22 protein-coding genes are annotated in these 19,294 nt (G+C 51.3%); 17 read left to right on the top strand and 5 right to left on the bottom strand.

What is annotated here, in order from left to right; translation table 11 throughout:
• Positions 1 to 2 precede the first annotated feature (2 nt).
• On the top strand, positions 3 to 629 hold the full coding sequence (locus T458_RS45055) for a flavin reductase family protein (RefSeq protein WP_023557677.1): 627 nt from the start codon (positions 3 to 5) through the stop codon (positions 627 to 629).
• Between the two features lie 16 nt (positions 630 to 645).
• On the opposite strand, the gene T458_RS45050 is transcribed toward T458_RS45055, so the two are convergent.
• Positions 646 to 936, bottom strand: coding sequence for a hypothetical protein (locus T458_RS45050; RefSeq protein WP_252989839.1), 291 nt, complete (start codon positions 934 to 936; stop codon positions 646 to 648).
• A 126-nt stretch (positions 937 to 1,062) separates the two neighbouring features.
• On the opposite strand from T458_RS45050, the gene T458_RS45045 reads away from it, so the two are divergent.
• From T458_RS45045 to T458_RS57265, 3 genes are all read left to right on the top strand, one after another.
• Positions 1,063 to 1,419, top strand: coding sequence for a PspC domain-containing protein (locus T458_RS45045; RefSeq protein WP_023557675.1), 357 nt, complete (start codon positions 1,063 to 1,065; stop codon positions 1,417 to 1,419).
• 12 nt (positions 1,420 to 1,431) lie between these two features.
• Positions 1,432 to 1,860, top strand: coding sequence for an NUDIX domain-containing protein (locus T458_RS45040; protein ID WP_023557674.1), 429 nt, complete (start codon positions 1,432 to 1,434; stop codon positions 1,858 to 1,860).
• Between the two features lie 97 nt (positions 1,861 to 1,957).
• A complete protein-coding gene (locus tag T458_RS57265; protein ID WP_023557673.1) occupies positions 1,958 to 2,131 on the top strand; it encodes a hypothetical protein in 174 nt (57 codons plus the stop codon).
• A gap of 57 nt (positions 2,132 to 2,188) precedes the next feature.
• Here T458_RS57265 and T458_RS45035 read toward each other — a convergent pair whose 3' ends face one another.
• Both T458_RS45035 and map read right to left on the bottom strand, forming a co-directional pair.
• Positions 2,189 to 3,229, bottom strand: a complete 1,041-nt coding sequence (locus T458_RS45035) for an LLM class flavin-dependent oxidoreductase (protein WP_031305969.1) — start codon at positions 3,227 to 3,229, stop codon at positions 2,189 to 2,191.
• Between the two features lie 170 nt (positions 3,230 to 3,399).
• Positions 3,400 to 4,146: a type I methionyl aminopeptidase gene (map, locus tag T458_RS45030; protein ID WP_023557671.1), complete on the bottom strand. Its 747-nt coding sequence runs from the start codon at positions 4,144 to 4,146 to the stop codon at positions 3,400 to 3,402.
• A gap of 132 nt (positions 4,147 to 4,278) precedes the next feature.
• Here map and nadE point away from each other — a divergent pair, with 132 nt between their 5' ends.
• The 8 genes from nadE (at position 4,279) to T458_RS44990 (ending at position 11,194) form a co-directional block, all read left to right on the top strand.
• Entirely contained in the window at positions 4,279 to 5,031 is a 753-nt protein-coding gene (gene nadE / locus T458_RS45025; protein ID WP_023557670.1) for an NAD(+) synthase, read from the top strand.
• Positions 5,032 to 5,128: 97 nt separating this feature from the next.
• Positions 5,129 to 5,350 (top strand): hypothetical protein, encoded by a 222-nt coding sequence (locus tag T458_RS45020; protein WP_023557669.1) that lies wholly within the window; start codon positions 5,129 to 5,131, stop codon positions 5,348 to 5,350.
• A 171-nt stretch (positions 5,351 to 5,521) separates the two neighbouring features.
• Positions 5,522 to 6,148, top strand: coding sequence for a DedA family protein (locus T458_RS45015; RefSeq protein WP_023557668.1), 627 nt, complete (start codon positions 5,522 to 5,524; stop codon positions 6,146 to 6,148).
• Entirely contained in the window at positions 6,145 to 6,660 is a 516-nt protein-coding gene (locus T458_RS45010) for a YkvA family protein (protein WP_023557667.1), read from the top strand. The genes T458_RS45015 and T458_RS45010 overlap by 4 nt, the downstream gene beginning before the upstream one ends.
• A gap of 22 nt (positions 6,661 to 6,682) precedes the next feature.
• Positions 6,683 to 7,627: a 3'-5' exoribonuclease YhaM family protein gene (locus tag T458_RS45005; RefSeq protein WP_031305968.1), complete on the top strand. Its 945-nt coding sequence runs from the start codon at positions 6,683 to 6,685 to the stop codon at positions 7,625 to 7,627.
• 190 nt (positions 7,628 to 7,817) lie between these two features.
• Complete coding sequence (locus tag T458_RS45000) at positions 7,818 to 8,774, top strand: hypothetical protein (RefSeq protein WP_023557665.1); 957 nt, start codon at positions 7,818 to 7,820, stop codon at positions 8,772 to 8,774.
• Entirely contained in the window at positions 8,771 to 9,043 is a 273-nt protein-coding gene (locus tag T458_RS44995) for a hypothetical protein (RefSeq protein WP_023557664.1), read from the top strand. The genes T458_RS45000 and T458_RS44995 overlap by 4 nt, the downstream gene beginning before the upstream one ends.
• Before the next feature lie 81 nt (positions 9,044 to 9,124).
• A complete protein-coding gene (locus tag T458_RS44990; protein WP_023557663.1) occupies positions 9,125 to 11,194 on the top strand; it encodes a YecA family protein in 2,070 nt (689 codons plus the stop codon).
• Positions 11,195 to 11,263: 69 nt separating this feature from the next.
• Here the strand turns inward: T458_RS44990 and T458_RS44985 are convergent, their stop codons facing one another.
• The gene (locus tag T458_RS44985) at positions 11,264 to 12,466 is read right to left on the bottom strand and encodes a macrolide family glycosyltransferase (RefSeq protein ID WP_023557662.1); all 1,203 of its coding nucleotides are present in this window, start codon (positions 12,464 to 12,466) and stop codon (positions 11,264 to 11,266) included.
• A 188-nt stretch (positions 12,467 to 12,654) separates the two neighbouring features.
• Positions 12,655 to 13,869: an MFS transporter gene (locus T458_RS44980; RefSeq protein ID WP_023557661.1), complete on the bottom strand. Its 1,215-nt coding sequence runs from the start codon at positions 13,867 to 13,869 to the stop codon at positions 12,655 to 12,657.
• A gap of 326 nt (positions 13,870 to 14,195) precedes the next feature.
• Here T458_RS44980 and T458_RS44975 point away from each other — a divergent pair, with 326 nt between their 5' ends.
• The 5 genes from T458_RS44975 (at position 14,196) to T458_RS44955 (ending at position 19,232) form a co-directional block, all read left to right on the top strand.
• Positions 14,196 to 15,644, top strand: coding sequence for an LCP family glycopolymer transferase (locus T458_RS44975; protein WP_023557660.1), 1,449 nt, complete (start codon positions 14,196 to 14,198; stop codon positions 15,642 to 15,644).
• Between the two features lie 130 nt (positions 15,645 to 15,774).
• Positions 15,775 to 16,086, top strand: a complete 312-nt coding sequence (locus T458_RS44970) for a hypothetical protein (protein WP_023557659.1) — start codon at positions 15,775 to 15,777, stop codon at positions 16,084 to 16,086.
• 17 nt (positions 16,087 to 16,103) lie between these two features.
• On the top strand, positions 16,104 to 16,640 hold the full coding sequence (locus tag T458_RS44965) for a hypothetical protein (RefSeq protein WP_023557658.1): 537 nt from the start codon (positions 16,104 to 16,106) through the stop codon (positions 16,638 to 16,640).
• A 193-nt stretch (positions 16,641 to 16,833) separates the two neighbouring features.
• Positions 16,834 to 18,837, top strand: a complete 2,004-nt coding sequence (locus tag T458_RS44960; RefSeq protein ID WP_031305965.1) for an FAD-dependent oxidoreductase — start codon at positions 16,834 to 16,836, stop codon at positions 18,835 to 18,837.
• Positions 18,838 to 18,935: 98 nt separating this feature from the next.
• Complete coding sequence (locus tag T458_RS44955) at positions 18,936 to 19,232, top strand: hypothetical protein (protein WP_023557656.1); 297 nt, start codon at positions 18,936 to 18,938, stop codon at positions 19,230 to 19,232.
• Positions 19,233 to 19,294: the final 62 nt, after the last annotated feature.

Below are 19,294 nucleotides of genomic sequence, written 5' to 3'. Positions count from 1 at the left end.
GCATGGAGTTGCAGGTAAGCGAATTAGCCAGACAGGAAAAATACAAGCTGTTGATCGGGTGCATCGTGCCGCGTCCGATCGCCTGGGTCACATCGCTCGGGGAAAATGGAAAGGTAAATGCCGCACCCTTCAGCTATTTCAACGTGGCGAGCATCGAGCCGATGATGGTGTCTGTCGCCGTCATGCGCAAACCGGGCAGCGTACCAAAAGATACCGCTCGCAACATTGCGGCGAACGGACAGTTCGTCGTAAACATGGTAGATGTCCACAATGTAGATGCGGTAAACCAGACTTCTGCAGATTATCCTGCTGATGTGAGCGAAGTAGAGGCATTGGGGCTTCAGACATCGCCATCCACGAGGCTTGAGGTCCCGCGACTGACGGCATCACGCATCCATTTTGAATGCAGGCTGCACCAGATCGTCGAATTGGGCTCCCCTGTGACTTCAGATCTGATCATCGGCGAAGTCGTGCACGTCCATGTCGCAGACGAACTCTATGAGGCTGGACGCATCGATGCTGCCGCTTTCTCGCCTGTCAGCAGGCTGGCAGGGCACACCTATGCTACCCTGGGCGAGATGTTCGACCGCCCTCGTCCCGAATACAAGGCCCCGCTCGCGGACAAATAACAGGAGATGGGCTGGATTATTCCAGCCCGGGGTAGCGTGAAACGGCGTCTGGACGAATCCAGCGGTCGTACTCCGAAGAGATTGTAGCGTTGATCGGAGGGCCGTAGGGCGTTACATTCGGCTCCGATCCGTTCGGTCGAACAACGTTTTGCTGGTAGTAGTACTGCTGCTGGTCCTGGATAAGGCTTTCATCTTGTACGGTTTTCGCGGAGCATCCGCCAATCCACAGGGAGACGGCGAGGAGCGCGAGCAGGAATGGCATGGAAATCACCTCAACGGTAGCGTGAACCCAAACGGCTTTATTCATGCATCTGGAACAATCTCCGTCCAGGGGCGGAGGACAAATCCCTCTACGGGCCATTTTGCAGGCTCTGTTCGTCGGGTATCCTGAGGATACAAGGAAAACACGGAACCGTAGAGAGGAAGGGAAGTCATGAGAGAAAATCGTTTATATCGTTCGCGCACAGATCGGCGTTTGTTTGGGGTGTGTGGCGGAATCGCTGAATTTTTACGAATCGATGCGACGCTGGTACGGATCGGCGTAGTCATTTTGACCGTTTGTACCGGTATTCCGATTCTGATCTATTTCCTGCTCGCTTTAATCATGCCCAAAGAGCCGCACTGGTCCCATGAGTACAAGAAATATGGCAGATATGACCGCGAAGCCGACTTCTACGATTACCATACCGAGCCGGATGTGGACAGCCAGCTTGAACGTCTGGAAAAGCGGGCATTGGTCATGGAAGTACAGCGCTTGCGGGAAGAATTGCTGAAATATAAAGGGATATAGGAATGAAGAAGGATGGCGATTTCTGTGCCGTCCTTTTTTGTATGGAAAGGAGTCCGCAATCTTCATCGCTCAGACACGATGGAGCTGCCAGGAGGGATGGTGGAAGAGGGGGAGAACCTGGAAGAGGCTGTTATACGGGAAATATTCGAAGAGACCGGGATCGCAGTGAAAGTGTTTGGCGTTACAGGTGTCTATCAAAACATGACGAGCGGTGGCATTTGTGTCATGTTTCGCGGTGAGTACGCTTCGGGTCAATTGCAGACAGCGGAAGGTGAAACGACCGAGGCGGCTTTTGCTCAAATTACCGAGGAGAATCTGGAGTACTACATCACCAGGCCCCATTTGCGCGTCCGTTTGCTTGATGCCCGGAACTCTCGATGCGTTCCTTATGAAGCATTTCGAGTCAGACCGTATGACTTGATCCGCAGATTAGAGGAATAAGCGGAAAGTACGAGGAGATCAGGCGAAGAAACAGGAAACATATGGAACCTCCTGCATATCATGTAAGGTGGAAAACCTACATAGGGAGGGAAAGAGAGTGTATGTCGGCGTGTTCGATATGAATCAGCGCTTGGAAAAGACCCGCAAAATCCTGCGCGAGAAGCAGCACCTGAAAAAGCTGATCGAAGAAGATATCCGCGAGCTGGAACGGGACGTGCAGGACTTGGAAGAAATTTTGAACCAATGTCAGCCTACCTTGCAGCGGTCATAACATGTAAAAAAAGTGGCAGACTGGTGTTGATTCCAGCTGCCACTTTCCAATTTATAGCTATTCCGATTTCCAAATATCCGCCACGATCTCAAATGAACGGAGCCGATCCGCGTGATCGTACATGGAAGTGGTGATCATCAGCTCGTCGGCTTGTGTGGCATCGAGCAGCTCTTGCAGCTTCCGTTTGACTGTCTGAGGGCTGCCGATGATCGAAGAACCAAGCTGAGAGAGTACAGTGAGCTTCTCGAACTCTGACCACAGCTCATCCATATTTTCTACCGGTGGCTGGACTGGCTTTCGGTCATCGCGAATAATTTGCAAAAACGACTGATAATGCGAGGTAGACAGGTATTGCGCACGCTCGTCCGTGTCAGCAGCCATGACGTTTACCCCTACCATGGCATACGGCTCCTCCAGCACCTCTGAGGGACGGAAGTGATGGCGGTAGACGTCCAGGGCCGGCAGGATGTAGTTGGGTGAAAAGTGCCCTGCAAAGGCAAAGGGCAGACCCAGCATTCCGGCTAATTGAGCGCTGAAATCACTGGATCCCAGCAGCCAGATCGGGATGGACAGGCCCTCCCCCGGGATGGCGCGAATTCCTGAGGCAGACCCCTCGGAAGCGGGCTTGAAGTACCCGCGCAGCTCAGTCAGCAGTTCCGGGAAGTCAGCTCCGCCGACGTTTTGATGGCGTCGCAAGGCACGGGCTGTCCGTTGATCGGTACCGGGCGCACGTCCCAATCCGAGGTCGATGCGCCCCGGATAAAGCGATTCAAGCGTACCGAACTGCTCTGCGATGACAAGTGGAGCGTGATTGGGCAGCATGATACCGCCTGATCCAACCCGGATCGTGGAGGTGCCAGCCGCGATGTACCCGATCAAAACCGAGGTGGCGGAACTGGCGACGCTGGGCATTCCGTGATGCTCTGCCACCCAGTAGCGCAAAAATCCCCATTTCTCCACATGCTGGGCGAGATCGAGACTTTTGCGAAATGATTCCGCAGGCGTACTTCCCTCGACAATCGGGGAAAGATCCAGCACGGAGAGGGGAATATCGCGCAATTGCTTGCTTGAGCCTTGATCTATGTTCGAATGAGCCATCTTTGCTTCCTCCTTTGTTGAAAAGCGGACTTGAAATGTACGTTTTGTGTAATAGTTGGTACTTTGCATGGTAAAGTTGACGCGATTTTGTGTCAATGCTTCGATGTTTTGACTCTGCACTTCCATAGAAAAAAGCCCGGTCAGGGCCTTTTCACCAATCCCTGCCGGACTTATTGTTTGGTCAAAATCACTGGTCCATCCGCCGTAATCGCCAATGTATGCTCATACTGCGCCGACAACTTGCCGTCGCGCGTGCGAGCTGTCCAACCGTCTTCGTCGATCTTGGCATGGTAGGTGCCGATATTGAGCATCGGTTCGATTGTCAGGACCATGCCTTCTTTCAGACGAGGGCCGCGGCCTGGAGGACCGAAGTGGGGAACATACGGCTCTTCATGCATTTTCTGTCCGATCCCGTGGCCGGTAAAATCGCGTACGACCGAATATCCTTCCGCTTCGGCGTACGACTGGATCGCGTGGGAAATGTCACCGACCCGGTTGCCCACGACGGCTTGTTCAATTCCCAGATAGAGTGCTTTTTCGGTCACTTCCAACAGTCTTTTCGCTTCGGCGGAAATATTCCCCACAGCATAGGACCAAGCGGAGTCTGCTAGCCAGCCGTCTTTTCGGACGACCATATCAATCGTGACGATATCTCCATCCTGCAACGGTTCCTTTTTCGGGAAGCCGTGACAGATGACGTCGTTGACGGAGCCGCATGTGGCATAAGGATAACCCGAATAACCTTTTTGCTCCGGTGTCGCGCCGTGTTTGGCCAAAAACGCTTCTACAAACTGGTCGATCTCCCATGTGGAGATACCGGGACGAATCATCTTGGCGATCTCGCGGTGGCAGGCAGCCAGGATCTTTCCCGCCGCCCGCATTAATTCAATCTCTTCAGGTGTTTTGAGGATGATCATGGTCTCTCTCCTTGTTCTCGCATAGGTTCGCTACACGGTATAGTATATAGTGTAGACTGGTTTAGGGCCAATTGCCACCGTCAAAAACGCATGGTAGGATGAGGAGGAAAAAATCTACTGGGGGTAGGTAGCGTGGACAAGTTTCATGAGCATCTTGCAAATTACCAGGCACAGATAAAAAAAGACGTGGAGAAACGGTTGGCGTTTATCCGAGAGCAAATCGACGGACCTGGATTGAACGGGGTAGTAGTCGGAATCTCGGGAGGCATCGACAGCGCGGTGACAGCGGCCTTGTGCGTGCGCGCACTGGGGCGCGAGCGAGTCATTGGGGTATGGATGCCAGCCTATTCCCAGCCAGTCCATGAAGCGGATGCCAAGCAGCTGGCAGAAGCGATTGGGCTTAACCTGGTTACGGTAGACGTCGGCCCAGCTTTCGACGCACTGGTTCCCGCTATCCAGAGCGTTCTTCCCCTTGACGACAAGACGAAGGGCAACACCAAAGCACGACTACGCATGACGGTACTGTATGCGGTCGCCAACCAAAAAGGCTGTCTCGTCGCAGATACCTGCAACCGTAGCGAGGTGTATGTCGGCTACATGACGAAAGGCGGAGATGGACTCGCGGACTTTAATCCTGTAGAGAGCCTCACCAAGCACGAAATGAGAATTCTGGCAAAAGAACTGGGCATTCCGGATTCCATCATTACAAAGGCGCCGTCCGCAGATTTATGGGAAGGTCAGACCGACGAGCAGGAAATGGGCTTCACCTATGAAGATCTGGATCGCCTCCTGATCACAGGGGAGACGCGGCCAGAGGCGATGGAGCGCATTGAATATCTGCACCGGATCTCCGAGCACAAGAGAAACCTGATGCCCGGAATTTAATCAGGAAGTCTTTGCCGGCAAAGGTTGATTCTTGGACGTTTTTGTATGATAATAAAGGTTATGCACATAGACCTTACGGAAGAAAGAGGTGGTACAGATGTCGACGACTGAATTGATGCTGAAAACAAGTCTGGAAGGACGTGTGAAGCGCACTCTGCAAACATACTTCCGACGTCCCAACATGGTATTGGTTCAAGAAAGCTTGGGTGCGAACGGCCTGTCCCCGGAGCAAGTAGAGGTTACCATGGATCTGCTGAAACAAGACCTGACTGTTGCTGAAATCATGGAGCAACTGCGCGATAAAGGCTTTTTTGCCTAATTTGTGAAATGTTGCCAAAAAAGACCGGTGTGACTTCTGAAGTCGCATCCGGTCTTTTTTACTACACCAAGCGGCGGAGCATTTCTCCGACTGGAGTCGGTTTGTTGTCAGGAAGTTCTTTTGGCATAATAAAAGGCAGATGACAAATGCGGGAAATGTGGTGACTCCATTTTGGAAGAGATCTCTTCTGTATTTGGCACGTACATCAGCAACTATGGATATTTCGCCTTGTTTGGCTTGTTTTTTCTCGGCATACTGGGGATGCCGCTGCCGGAAGAGACACTGCTCGTTTTTTCAGGTTTTCTTGTATCGACTGGGAAATTGGATTTTTGGCCTACTTTTCTGGTTTGCTTTTCTGGTTCGATTCTGGCGATGACCATTGCCTATTGGATCGGGCGTACACTGGGGCATTCCCTGATTGAACGGGTGGGAAAACGCTTCGAAATCGTCTATCAGGTCTATCAGAAGACCAGAAGCTGGTTTGATCGCTTCGGTAAATGGGCGTTGCCGATTGGTTATTTCATAACCGGAGTGCGACAATTCACTGCGTATTTTGCCGGAATTACCCGCCTCCCATTTCCGACCTTCATTCTGTACACCTATACAGGCGGTCTCGTATGGAGCTTGCTGTTTGTAACCCTGGGTTGGCAGTTGGGAGAGCGATGGGAGGTCGTGTTCACCTGGATCTCTCACAATCTCGCTCTGTTTGCCCTGAGCGCCGTATTTTTCCTGTTGCTGGGTTTATATTTGTACCAAAAAAGTTGGATGAAAAAAGGAAAAGGGGAGGAAACATCATGAAGGAAGAAGAACAAAAACAAGACAATCTGCCTGTCGTTCGTCCTGTGACGGAAGTGATTGCGATTGAGCTTCCGGAAAAACATCAGCGCTTCTATGACAAACTGCGGGCAAAAATTGAGGCTTTCATTCGGGAAAAAGGGGTCAATGAGAAAACAGCAGGCTACATCCTTCTGGCTCCAGACTTGTTTGTCCTGCTCGCCCGGTTGATGCTGGACAAGAGGGTTGGCGTACAATCCAAGGCCGTAGCGGGTCTGGCGGTTGCCTACTTCATCTCGCCAGTCGATTTTCTTCCAGAGGCATTTATTGGCGGGGTGGGATTGCTCGATGACGTTATCCTCTCTGTGTACGCATTGCGGCGGATTCTGGCTGATGTGGACGAGTCGATCGTGCGCGAGCATTGGAACGGAGAAGAGGATGTATTGGGAGTCATTACCAAGGTCATCACAGAAGCAGATAATTTGGTCGGACAGAAAATCGTCGCGAAATTGAAAGATATACTTCGCCGCAAATAAGGCATATGGGATGGGAAAAAAGATGAGATATTTACTGGATTACCAAGAGGGAGAACGGGTTGTCGGGTTTTGTCTGGTCAAAAGCAAGGAAGCAGGCGTAGCAAGCAACCAAAGCGAGTACCTTAACCTGGAGCTGGGTGATCGCTCCGGGACAATCATGGCAAAATTATGGGATGTGAATGCGGAGATCAAAGAGGCGATCCAGGTCAAAGCGGTGGTCAAGATTGATGCCGTCGTACAAAGCTACCGGGGGAAAAAGCAATTGGTCATCCAGCGGATCCGGCTAGCCTCGCCAGCAGATGAAGTAGTGATGGAGTCACTGATCCCCATTTCCCCGATTCCTCCAGAGGAGCTATGGGGGAAGCTGGAGTCGGTGATCCACAGCCTGCAGAGCAAGACGCTGCAGGCCATTCTGCTTGAGGCGATCAGCGACAGCGAAATCGGCGAGCGTCTGCGTCAATATCCCGCAGGTGTTAAAATGCATCACAACTACTATCATGGCCTGCTGGAACATATCGTGTCCCTGCTGACGGCAGCGGAGCGCTTGTTGCCGCTCTATCCGCAGGTGGACCGGGACGTCTTGTACGCCACCTGCATCCTGCACGACATCGGCAAGCTATACGAGCTGTCTGACCCGATCGCGCCCGATTATACCACGCCGGGCCAACTCATCGGCCACCTGGTAATGGGCGTGGAGATCGTCACGGGAATCTGCCGCAAGCTGGGGATCCCGCTCGGGGATGCAGAGGTCTTGCACTTGAAGCATTGTATTCTTAGCCATCATGGTGAAGTCGAGAACGGATGGGGGAGCGCAGTATCCGGAAAAACGCCTACCGCTGTCTTGTTCCACTACCTCGATCAGATTGACAGCAAGATGAATGCCATAGGCCAAACCTTGTCCGATATGGGAGAAGAGGAATGGGCGTACGCCAATGTCCTCAGGCGCAAGGTGTGGAGAGGGTACTAGAAATCAAGCGTCTTGGAGCGGGGCAGGTCAACACGGCTGGGAGAGTGACGCAGCCTGTTGGTCTGCCCCATTTATCGGAATTGCCTAACACTTTTCATCTGGTAGGATTTTTGCTCTTTTTGTAGAATAACAACATTTGATTCCCATTTGATTGGCCCCCAAATATGCCGATCACAAGAAGGAGAAGTTCATGAAACGTCCAACCTATACCCTACCAAGTATTGTCAAGAAGGTATTCCGGTCCGGCGAACGCTCCCTTCCCCGCATGGAGATTTGCGCCCGGATGGAAGAGAATGAGCTAGTGGCTTATACAGATCTGGATAGCGGGTCATTGCTTGATACAGTGCTGAAGATGGAACAGACACCAGTGCGGGTTGGAAGCTCAGAGGCAATCGTAGAACTTACATACCAGCCCCACCAATTGTACGATTTGGCGTACCGCTTCTTGCGTGAATCCCAAACTCCGAAGCTTGTCGAGCAGATTGTTGCAGAGCTTCGCAGACATACCCAGTTTGGCTGGAATCAGACGTTGCGGTTGTTACAGTTGGAGCGGGATCCCAGATTTGTTCAGTTCCAAGGGGACTCTCGCTGGTTTTTGGCGGAATGGACGCTGGCGAATGATCAGGTTTTCGCCTTTTGTGAAAAAAATGGCATCACTCAGGTGACGTCACGCTCACTCGTCCATTTTTTGGAACAAGAAGTAAGGGTGGCTGCTGACGCTGCCTTTCTGCCAGGATTGGATGATCGCTTCCGAATCGATGGAGACACATTGTACATCATGGTCACGGGCAACGAAGCAGAATCAGACCTAGCTGTTCAGGAGGTTGCGGCTGCTGTGGTTCCTGACATGATTTCTGCAGAGGAAATGAATCAGCATGAGAAAAATCACCAGGTATTAAAAGAGATGAAGGAGGATCATACCATGAATAATGTTCAAAGCCAATCCGTATTTCAGGAGGTACAACAACTGTTGGAGGAAGCGATCAATCGCCTGGAGCTGCGCCATACAGAAATGTCCCAGGAAGTAGTCGCTCATTTTCAGCAAAGCAATATGCAGGCTATAGAAGTCCTGATGAAAGAGAAACATAAGAACGAACAAATCGCGCTTGGCATTCGACAAGTGCTGGCTGCAAGTGAACAGCAATGAGTAACCAGGGCGCTACGATCCGGTTGGAGCAAAGATTTGCCTTGCTGCGGGAGATTGTCGCATGCTATCGGATTCGCCTTGAAGTTATGGAGCAGGAAGTGGTGGAACTCTTCACTGCGAACCAGCTCACCGCAATATCTGCATGCATGAGTGAAAAACAGCGCATTCAGACGCGGATCAACCGACTGGAGACCTTTATTGAACAGTGGGAACGTCCCGGTGATGTAGGAATCACTCATGAAAATAAACGTGAATACTTGAACACCTGACGAAAAATGCGGTAAAATTGGGGGATTGTGCAGGATTCCCCGCGCATGCCGCGTGGGCTGGAAAGGAGATCCAATTCCCTTATGTCTGTTGGTAGAAATGAACTATGCCCCTGCGGGAGCGGAAAAAAATACAAAAAATGCTGCGGTGTCGTCACGCCCATTACCGAGCTGCGTAGCCGCCACGAGCAAAAGCTGCAAAAAGAGTACGCGAGCTGGGTCGAGCGACTCAATCATTTTGTCGGCGGTCATGTGACCAATGAAGCGATTTCCGAGGCGCGGAACCGTTTTGCCGAAGAGATTGGGCTGCCGGAAGAAAGTGTAATGCGTCCCGAATGGGCTGCCCATTTCTTCAACTGGTTTGTACTCGATGAAAAAACGGGCAACACGACGTTGCTTGAGAATTACATCAAGCAGCACGGACGTCGAATGGAGCCTGATCTGCGGCGTGCCTTTGCCGGTCTGCATCTGAATACGTATGAAATTATCGAAGTAGACCGTGACGTCCTGACTGTGCGTCAGCCACAGAGCGGAGAAGTTCATTACCTGTTGCGCTCCAACAATTTGCAGGTTCAGCCTGGGCAAATTGTCGTAGGCCGTCTGCTGAATCTCGGTCTTCGGAATATGCTGTTCTCGGGCAGCATCATTTTGCAGCCGCATATCAAAGAGCCGTTGATGGAGTGGCTGCGTCAGCATCCCGAAGTGCAGGAAGCTGCTGATGATACCTCCAAACGGGTCTACACTCCGGCTCTATACCGTTTTATTGTCCAGTTCGGCAATGAAGCCGATCGCCAGGAACATAGCTCCAATAGCTTGCTGCAGCGCCGTTTTCCTTTGGCGGATGCAGAGGAGTTTCGTAAAATGATTGAGTCCAAGCGCAGCTTTGAATTGAAAAAGCGCGATGGCGGCAAGGAAATCTGGGTGTATGCCAGTCGCAAGGAAGAGCATTTGTTCCGTGGGCTGAGGGATGCCTTGCTGGAGTTGTATGAAGTTCAGGCAGAAGTTCTCGTGCAGGATGGGCAGGTGCTTCTGGAAGGGTATCCGGAGGAACTGGAGGAGATCGCAGGTCTGTTGCAGCTTCACGGGCTGGTGGAGGAAAAAGCAATCTCGGTATTGACCTCGACAGGTTCCAAGCTGACACAAGGAACCCTGTTTATCACCAGTGAACCAACGCTGCCGCCGAAAGTGCTGCAGTGGGCTGTGCAAACCTATTTTGCAGAAAAATGGCTGGTCACCGCCCATGATGCATTGGATGAACTTCCTCCTGTTCTTGTAGCGGCATCCGATAATCAGGAACTGAAGGGGATGCTTGACTCCCTCCTGTCCCAAATGGAGCAAGACAGCAAATTGGGGCAAGGAATCGCCCGTTATATGCGGATGGATCTGCTGCGACCTCGTTTGACCATGAAAAATGACAGCCTGCATGTATTCAATCTGCTGCGCCGTCCATTGATCGAGGGGCTGCCGGAAAGCGTCTATACCATTCTTCCTGAGCGGCTGGCGGAGATGAACCGTTTTGTTCACGAAATGACAGAAGGCAAGTCGGAAGCTACTGTCAAAAAGTACGATGAAGTGATGAACAATTTCCGTTCATTTGTAAGAGGAGCATTTGGACCTTCTTTTGAATGGGAACACTTGCGACGCGAGGATCTGTCTTTCTTCCTCGTCCATGATATTTACTCCCGTACCGACGCCGTTACTAAGACGTTGGCGACCAATCTCTTGTCGGTCCTGTCTGCCTTCTTCAAGTGGCTGGACAAGCAAAATGGAACTTCGCTCTCAGCGACGATGCAGCCTTTGTTTACAGAGCTGAAAGAGTCGTTGCCGGAGGCTTACCGCTTGCGGGGACATCTGGAGAAAGAAGCGTATCAGCATCTGTATGCGACTCCATCTCCGGGACTTGCGGACGTTCGTGAGGAAGGCCTGCTCTTGCTCGGAACCGACCAGGATGGCTGGGTGGCGAGAAGGCAAAATGGCGAGAAGATCAAGCTGACTCTTGATGCGGATGCAAATCAGGCGCTGGGAGCAGATTGGGTCATTTTCGGTCTGTTTGGCCAAACAGAAGATGGAAGCTGGCGCCTATTCAGCTCTGCAGAATTTTACCCGCCTGTCGTGGCGCAATTGCTGGGAGCGCCCGTCGCAGTCCTGATCTAATGGTTAAAAGTAAGGAAGCTGGGAAAAACATTTCGTTTTTCTCCAGCTTCCTTTTTTATCGAATGAATATTATTTCGTTATGCCAAGACTTTGCTTATACGCGAAGATTTCCTCGACGGCTCGAGGATACCCGCCTGCCGCTTGAAACGATTCCCCGATCTCCAAGGATGCCTTTTGAATGGACGAATCCTTCAACACGAATTCCGCCGCCTCCCTGAGATGATCTGCAGCCAATCCTTCCTGATTGAGGTGGATGCCTGCACCGAGTTCAGCCACACGTCGCGCCACAATAGGTTGGTCAGAGCCTTGGGGAAGTACAATCAATGGCACACCATAATAAAGCCCTTCACTGGCGCTGTTCATGCCACCATGTGTGATAAACAATTTGGCGTGTTGCAGCACTTCGAGTTGTGGTACATAGTTCCGAACGATAAAGTTCGCTGGAATTTCTCCTAATTCCTGAATTTGGGTTTGGTTGCCGATGGAAAGAATCACGGTGTACGGTGTATCGGCAAAGGCCGCAAAACAGAGCTTGTAAAAATCCACCGCGTGATTGAAAACGGTGCCTAGAGATATGTAAACGAGCTGATCTGTGTCCACACGAGAGAAATCAAATGATCCGTTTGTGCGCGGTGCTATAGACGGTCCAACAAATTGATACGACTTGTCGAAGCTTTCTCCGTCGGGTTGGAATTGTTTCGACGTGTAGACGATGGTCAAAGGCGCGGGATTGCAGAAAATCTCGAACGGCCCGCCAACCTGCACATGATATTTCGCTTGTACATGATGAACTAGCTTTTGGAACTCCTGCTGAGCTCGTTCATTCTCGTCTGCTGATACATCACGTGATAGGGAATCCCGCATACTGCCGAAGAGGTTTTGTTGCATGGCAAAACTGCTGCACGAGTTGATTGCCGGCAGGTCGAGTAGTTGTGCGAGCATACGCCCGCAGCCAAACATCGAGTCATGAATCATGTAATCAAAACGTTTTCCGTTTGTTTGCTCCAGGACACTGGGAATGACGATGTCGGCGGTGCGTAAAAGTCCACCTACACGCCCCCAAAAGCTTCTTCCTCCGGCAAGGAACGCCTCGATAAATGTGTTGACATCAAACGTGATTACCTCTGCGCCTGTGGACTCGACACGATCACGATATTGATCCGCTGCAAAGTAAACCACCTCTTCCCCACGACGGATAAGTTCTTGAACCACACCTAGGGTTGGATTGATGTGTCCTTCGGAACCCGCATTGATAAACAAAACTTTCGCCATCGCCATCACCTTCCATGAGCGTGTCGCTAATTATGGATTGAAAACCGAATCCTCGTCTCGCTGCTGGGCCTATCCTTTACCTATTCTTCCTCATATCGGACGAAGACCTCCCCATCCTATCAAGAAATGAGGGGAGATCCAAAAAAGAGAACGCCTGTTGTACAGAACGTTCTCTTTAGACCAACCGTTTATTCCTTCGTCCAATTGCGTACAGTCTGATCAGAAGGAAGCATCAAGCCCAGCAGTCCTACCAATGGAAGCAGGGAGCAGAGGGTGATAACGGTGCTGATGCCGGAGTAATCGGCAAGATACCCTAAGGCGAGGGCTCCCATTCCTCCCATCCCAAAGGCGAGACCGATAATCAGCCCGGACACCATCCCGATTCGGCCTGGAAGCAGCTCTTGGGCATAGACCACCGCAACCGAAAAGCTGGAGAGCATGATGAAACCGGTAAGAAAGAGCAGCGGAAACGTCCAGATGCCGTTCACATACGGTGTCAGAAGCGTCAGCGGCAAGGAACCCAGCATGGAGAAGATCAGGACATTCCGCTTTCCAAAACGGTCGGCGAGCGGTCCTCCGAGAAATGTACCGATTGCCCCAGCGAGCAAAAAACCGAAAAGGACTAATTGTGCCTGCGCGTATTCCATATTTTTCAAATCCATCAGATAAAACTGATAAAAACTTTGATACCCCACATGCATCCAGGAACGAACACTGACGATCAGGACCAGCAAGCCAAGTGCAAGCATGCGCTTGTTGCCATAGCTGTACTTGGCAGGAGCGGCAGTCGTTTTGACCAAGCGTTCCTGGCCGCGGTACCAGGTAGCGACATAAAAGAGAATGATGCTGGCCAACCCTGCCGGGACCAAAAACCAAGAAGCGCCAGTCTGGCCGAGATTGGCGAAGATGAGGATGGTCATCAGTGGTGCAAGTGCTTGCCCGGCATTGCCGCCAACCTGAAAAATCGACTGACCCAAACCTCTGCGGGGACCGGAGGCTTTGTGCGCGAAGCGTGAAGCTTCAGGGTGAAATACAGCCGAACCGATTCCCACACATGCGACTGCCAGCAGAACCAGGCTGTAATGGCCGGCAAAAGCAAGGCAGAACATTCCCAGACCGGAGACCAATAGGGCAATTGGGGTCAAAAAGGGCTGGGGTTTTCGGTCTGTAAAATAACCGACGATTGGTTGCAAAACAGAAGCTGTAAAATTCATGACAAGCATAATTACGCCAATCTGTGTAAAAGAAAGCGTGAGATTTTTCTCCAAAATGGGCAAAAGGGCAGGAACAACTGCTTGCAGCGCGTCATTCAGCAAGTGAGCGAGGCTGATTGCGAACAACATCCTGTATACAGTTGGAGCTGCGCTTGCTATGGGGGTTGCGTTGGCAGCAGGGGCGCTCATCTCGTTTCATCTCCGTATCTGTTTTTTCCCTTACTCTAGCATTAGAAAAGCATAACGTCATCCCTGTAATTCCGAAATATATCGTTTATTCATAACGTATTTAAAGAGCGACATTTCATCTGTGGTTCTCCAAAATTTCGCGGGATTTTGGGTACAGGAGGAACATTTTTCTACAAATGAAGACAATCATGTGGTACAATACCGGAGTCAGAGTTTTACCATCAGAAGAAAAAATTAGTACTTCCTGTCGATTGGCAACCTTGCAAATCGTTTGTGCCTACCACTCTTTTGGTGATAAAGCGTCGTGAACAAGGAGACTGATACACATGCCTCAACCTCAAGGAATGACACGAACACGCGCTTCCGCTCCCCCAAAAAAGAAAAGGGGACGCAGTGGAAAGCTGCGCAGATGGTTTGTATTTTTAAGCTTGTTTGTTCTGCTTCTGGTCGGTGGTGTGGCCGGAGCTGTTTATTGGAAAATTGACAACACACTGGATACCGTGACAAAACCGAATGATCAGTTTACTTCTCCTGTATCGAATAATGTCGATCCGACATACTCCTCTACGAAGCCTTTGTCATTTGTCGTTCTCGGGATGGACTCGCGCCCGGAGACTGGCTCCATGAACACGGATGTTATGATCGTGGCAGTAGCGAACCCGGAGACAAAAAAGGTCACGATGGTCTCCATTCCGCGCGATACGCGGGTAAAGATCCCGGGATATCGCGATTATCACAAGATCAACTCCGTGTATGCAAATGGCGAGGCTGATCGTCGCAAAGCTGAGCGAAACAACAAGATTCCTACCGAAGACGGCGTTTCCTTGACCAAAAAGACATTGAGCGAGATATTGGGGATTCCGATCGATCACTATGTCGCTATCGACTTTGATGGTTTCAAAGCTGTCATCGATGAGCTGGGCGGGGTAGAGGTCAACGTCGACCGCAAGCTGGTCTATGACGACCCGACAGACAACACTCATATCAACCTCAACCCAGGCGTTCAGACATTGAACGGGGAGCAGGCGCTGGGCTATGTGCGCCATCGCCATGACAATCGCGGGACGAAATACTACTCCAGCGACTTTGACCGCAATCGACGCCAGCAAGAAGTCATCCGTGCCATTGTGGACAAGGTAGGATCTTTGGAAGGGTTGACGAAGGTATTCACTGTGATGGATGTAGGTGCCAAGCATATCCATACAGACCTCTCCAAGGATCAGATCAAAGGGTTGGCGTACGACTTCAAAGGATTCAATGCCAATACCGTCACTGCTCTTGATAATGGTGCTTTCTGGAGCGGCGGATATACATACCTTGAAAAAGAAAAGCTGGAATCCGTCCGCGATTCATTGCAAGCGGAGATGGGCGTGTCGGGCAAGATCGTGGCGACATTGAACAATTCTCCGATACTGGGCAAAAATGAAGAAGCAGTAGCTGCATCCTCCAAGAATAAGACGACACCTCCTAAGAAACAGCCCGTGTCACAAGAACCGAAACAAGAAAAGAATAATACGGCCGAGATTCCACAACAAGATCCGAATCAAGCGAATCCGCCGACTGAAGTTGAGACCAATGAACAGGCTCCACCTCCAGATGTGGAGGGGCAACCTGAGCAGACCGACCCTGCTCAAGAACAGACAGCCCCGCCAGGAACTACGGCACCACAAGGCGAAGTATTGCCGCCGCCGGATATTATTTCTCCGGTGGGCCAGGATATTACCCAAACACCGACGCCTAACCAAGACAAGGCACAGACAGACACCCGTTTCTAAGGAACGGGTGTTTTTTTGTCTTGTTTCATGTGAATGAGAGGTTTAGAAAACACAAAAGACGTGATACAATAATACTATAACGACAAGACAGATTAATCTGACAACTGTTTATCTGACTGGAGGGATTAGGATGACGATTTTTTTGGTGAATCTGTTCCTGGTGATAGCCTTTGTGTATCTCATCAGCCGCCAGCACAATGAAGAATTCGTATATGACGAAGAGTTCTTTCTCCAGAATCCCTCAGCATTGGAAGAATATCAGCAGATGCCAATCGATTTCCAGCACGCCTTTTTTAGAAAACACAAAGAATGGATCAAGGAAAAATATATGCGGGGAGAAAGCTATGTCCTCGGATACTGTCCGAATAAAGAAGTGCGCCGTGCCTGGCTGTCTGAATTTATGAACAAGAAGAATGTCAATAATACGCCAACCCCTTCCTGAAAGGGGTTTTTTCCTGCATGCTGACCCTGGTCATGGTATACTGGGGGGCGAAGGAACAAAGAGAGGCGGATTCATGCATGCTGCAATACCTGACTGAGCAACTAAACGGTCTCTTGTCCGAGCAGGGTATCATTACCGATATCGTGCTGCGCTCGGAGCGCTCCCTGGTGGAGGAAACGGAGACGCGGGAAATTACGCTGACTTTTATGGAAGAAGAAACGGAAGGCAAGCCAGTGGCGACGATCCACCTATTTCTCATGCCGGATGAGGAAAGCTGCGAGGTAGAAGTGGAGATTGAATGGAGCGGTGCGTTGTCTGACGAGGCGAAGCTTCACATCTGGGAGCAAGCGAAGGTCGTCGTTCCTGAAATTGCCCTACATGAAAAAAAGCGCTTCCTGGAACAGGAGTATGCGGTAGAACAATCGATCGTGTTGGACTATCACTTTCTTGTAGAAATGCCAGCGACCGAGTCCGAAGAAGCGATACAGGAGTGGAATGGCCTGCTTGATCGCTTCTCGCAAGACCTGGGGAAATTGATTCGATTGCATGCTTGAATAGGGAAGATTGAGGGGGAAAAAGCCGGTGAAAGAATTCTCGGCTTTTTTTGTGTGTTTATGTATAAAGATACGGAAAGCGTCGTTTATTTCATGATAAGGAACAAAGGGGGGAAGGAATTTCAGCGGGATGCAGAGAAAAAGAAAGGAAAGTGAAATGAATGAGCATTCATTCGTAATGGGGGTCAAAGCGATGAAACTTGCAAAGGCATTGGAACCCGTCCAACTGGGAAGCATGGAGCTGCGAAATCGCATTATGATGGGCTCGATGCACGTTGGAATGGAAAAATTGGAGGCAGGAGTAGAAAGATTGGCAGCCTTTTACGCGCAGCGGGCGCGAGGCGGTGCTGGTTTGATTGTTACGGGCGGGGCAGCGGTGCTACCGGAAGGGGGAATGGGCGACGAGTATTGCCATGTCTGTGGGGATGAGCAAATTCCTTCATGGGCGCTGATTACCAAGGCGGTCCACCAGGAGGGCGGCAAGATTGCGCTGCAGCTCTTCCACGCAGGCCGCTACGCGTACAAAGATGCGACGGGCCTGGATCCGGTGGCCCCCTCTCCCTTGCAAGCGCCCATCAACCGCTGGGCTCCTCGCGAATTGACAGCAGATGAGATCGAAATGACGATTCAGGCATTTGCAGACGGTGCCGTTCGAGCGCAAAAGGCTGGTTTTGACGCCGTGGAGATTATGGGCTCGGAGGGTTATCTGATCAATCAGTTTTTATCTCCGGTCACCAACCATCGCCAAGATGCCTGGGGCGGAGATTTCGAGCGCCGATCCCGCTTTGGGTTGGAGGTAGCTAGACGAGTACGGCAAGCTGTTGGCGAAGAGTATCCCGTCATTTTTCGCATGTCGGGTCTCGATTTGATGCCGGAGAGCACGTCCATGGAGGAGACGCTGCGATTCGCCGCGATGCTTGAGGAGGCGGGCATGGATGCGCTGAATGTCGGAATCGGCTGGCATGAGTCCAAGGTTCCGACGATTGCCATGATGGTTCCGCGCGGCGCATATGTCTGGGTGGCCCAGCAGGTGAAGCAGGCCGTAACCATTCCTGTGATTGCGAGCAACCGGATAAACGACCTGCGGCAAGCAGAGGAGATTCTCGAGGAAGGACGCTGTGATCTGGTATCGATGGCACGTCCGTTTCTTGCCGACCCGCAAATCGTGAGCAAGAGCGCCGAGGGACGTTTTGATGAGGTCAATACTTGCATCGCGTGCAATCAGGCTTGTCTCGACCATATCTTTGATGGCAGAGTAGCTTCCTGTCTGGTCAATCCCGCGGTAGGCCGGGAGAAGGAGTGGGCCCTGGTACCAGCAGGAGTACAGAAAAAGGTGGCAGTGGTAGGCGCAGGCCCAGCAGGACTGGAGGCGGCGCGGGTGCTTGCGGAGCGAGGGCATCAGGTGGTGGTCTTCGAAAAGCAGCAAGAGGTCGGCGGTCAGCTCAACTACGCCAGGCAGGTCCCGGGCAAGGAGGAATTCAACGAGACCTTGCGCTATTACCGGACGCAGCTTGCCCGGCTGGGCGTAGAATTGCGCCTTGGGGTTAAGGCCTCGGCTGATGCTCTTCTCGCTGAAGGATTTGATGAAGCTGTCATCGCGACGGGGGTTATTCCACGACGTCCCGACATCTCCGGAATCGATCTGCCGCATGTGGTCAGCTATGCGCAGGTATTTGAAAAGCAAGCCAAGGCAGGCAAGCGTGTAGTGATCGTCGGTGCTGGAGGAATTGCCTGTGATCTGTCCCATTTGCTCGTTCAGGACGAATCCATCAGCCCGCAAGCAGCGCAATACCTGTTGGACTACCGCATTCTCGACGCCCGCGCATTACAGCGAATGCAGCTGAGCGGACGCCAGGTATTCATGCTGCGTCGTGGGAAACACGTCGGCACCGGGCTGGGAAAAACCACGCGCTGGGCTGTATTGGCCAATCTGAAGCGGCATGGAGTAGAAATGCTGACACAGATCGCATATCGTGAAATTACACGTGATGGCGTGGTCATCCAGCAGGGGGAAGAGGAGAGACTCATACCTGCAGACACCGTCGTGATCGCGGCAGGCGCAACCCCCAATGATCAATTGTTTCACGAATTAAGTGGGCGACTCCCGGTCCATCTGATCGGTGGGGCGAAAGAAGCAGGAGAATTGGATGCCAAACGAGCCATTTGGGAAGGATCAGCCATAGGTCGTGTCATTTAATAAGATCTTTTGTCGAAAGACTTTTCATCTTCCTTTGATTCTTGCAATATAGGAGATGAGTATCATGAAAAATCATGTGATTGGGGGCACTCGCCTTGATGAATCATAACGGCATACTTTTGGGAAAACGCCACTTCCTGTACTCGACTGCTTCAGTGGTTGAGGTGGAGGGCTGGACGTTTTCAATTGCCCCAGGCTTTAAAATCATCGCTGGTGGAAGCGCAGACCCATTGAAAACCCTGATCAGCATATATCGTGAGAGTGAAAAGGTGGCACAACTATATTTGCACCACAGGAAATCCGATTCAGATGTGACCGTGCAGGCTGTATCAAGCGACCTTTTGCTGGAAATCGCCCCGGCCGCAAGAAGGGTATGTGTGGAAGAAAAAGGGTAGCACCTCATCCGGGGTGCTTTTTTCTATTGAAGCTTTCACGCTGGACAACCATAATGAGAAAA

Source organism: Brevibacillus panacihumi W25, from assembly GCF_000503775.1.
GTDB classification, from domain to species: Bacteria; Bacillota; Bacilli; order Brevibacillales; family Brevibacillaceae; genus Brevibacillus; species Brevibacillus panacihumi_A.
The sequence above is the reverse complement of the archived record's forward strand: the minus strand, read 5'-3'. Positions and strand labels throughout refer to the sequence as shown.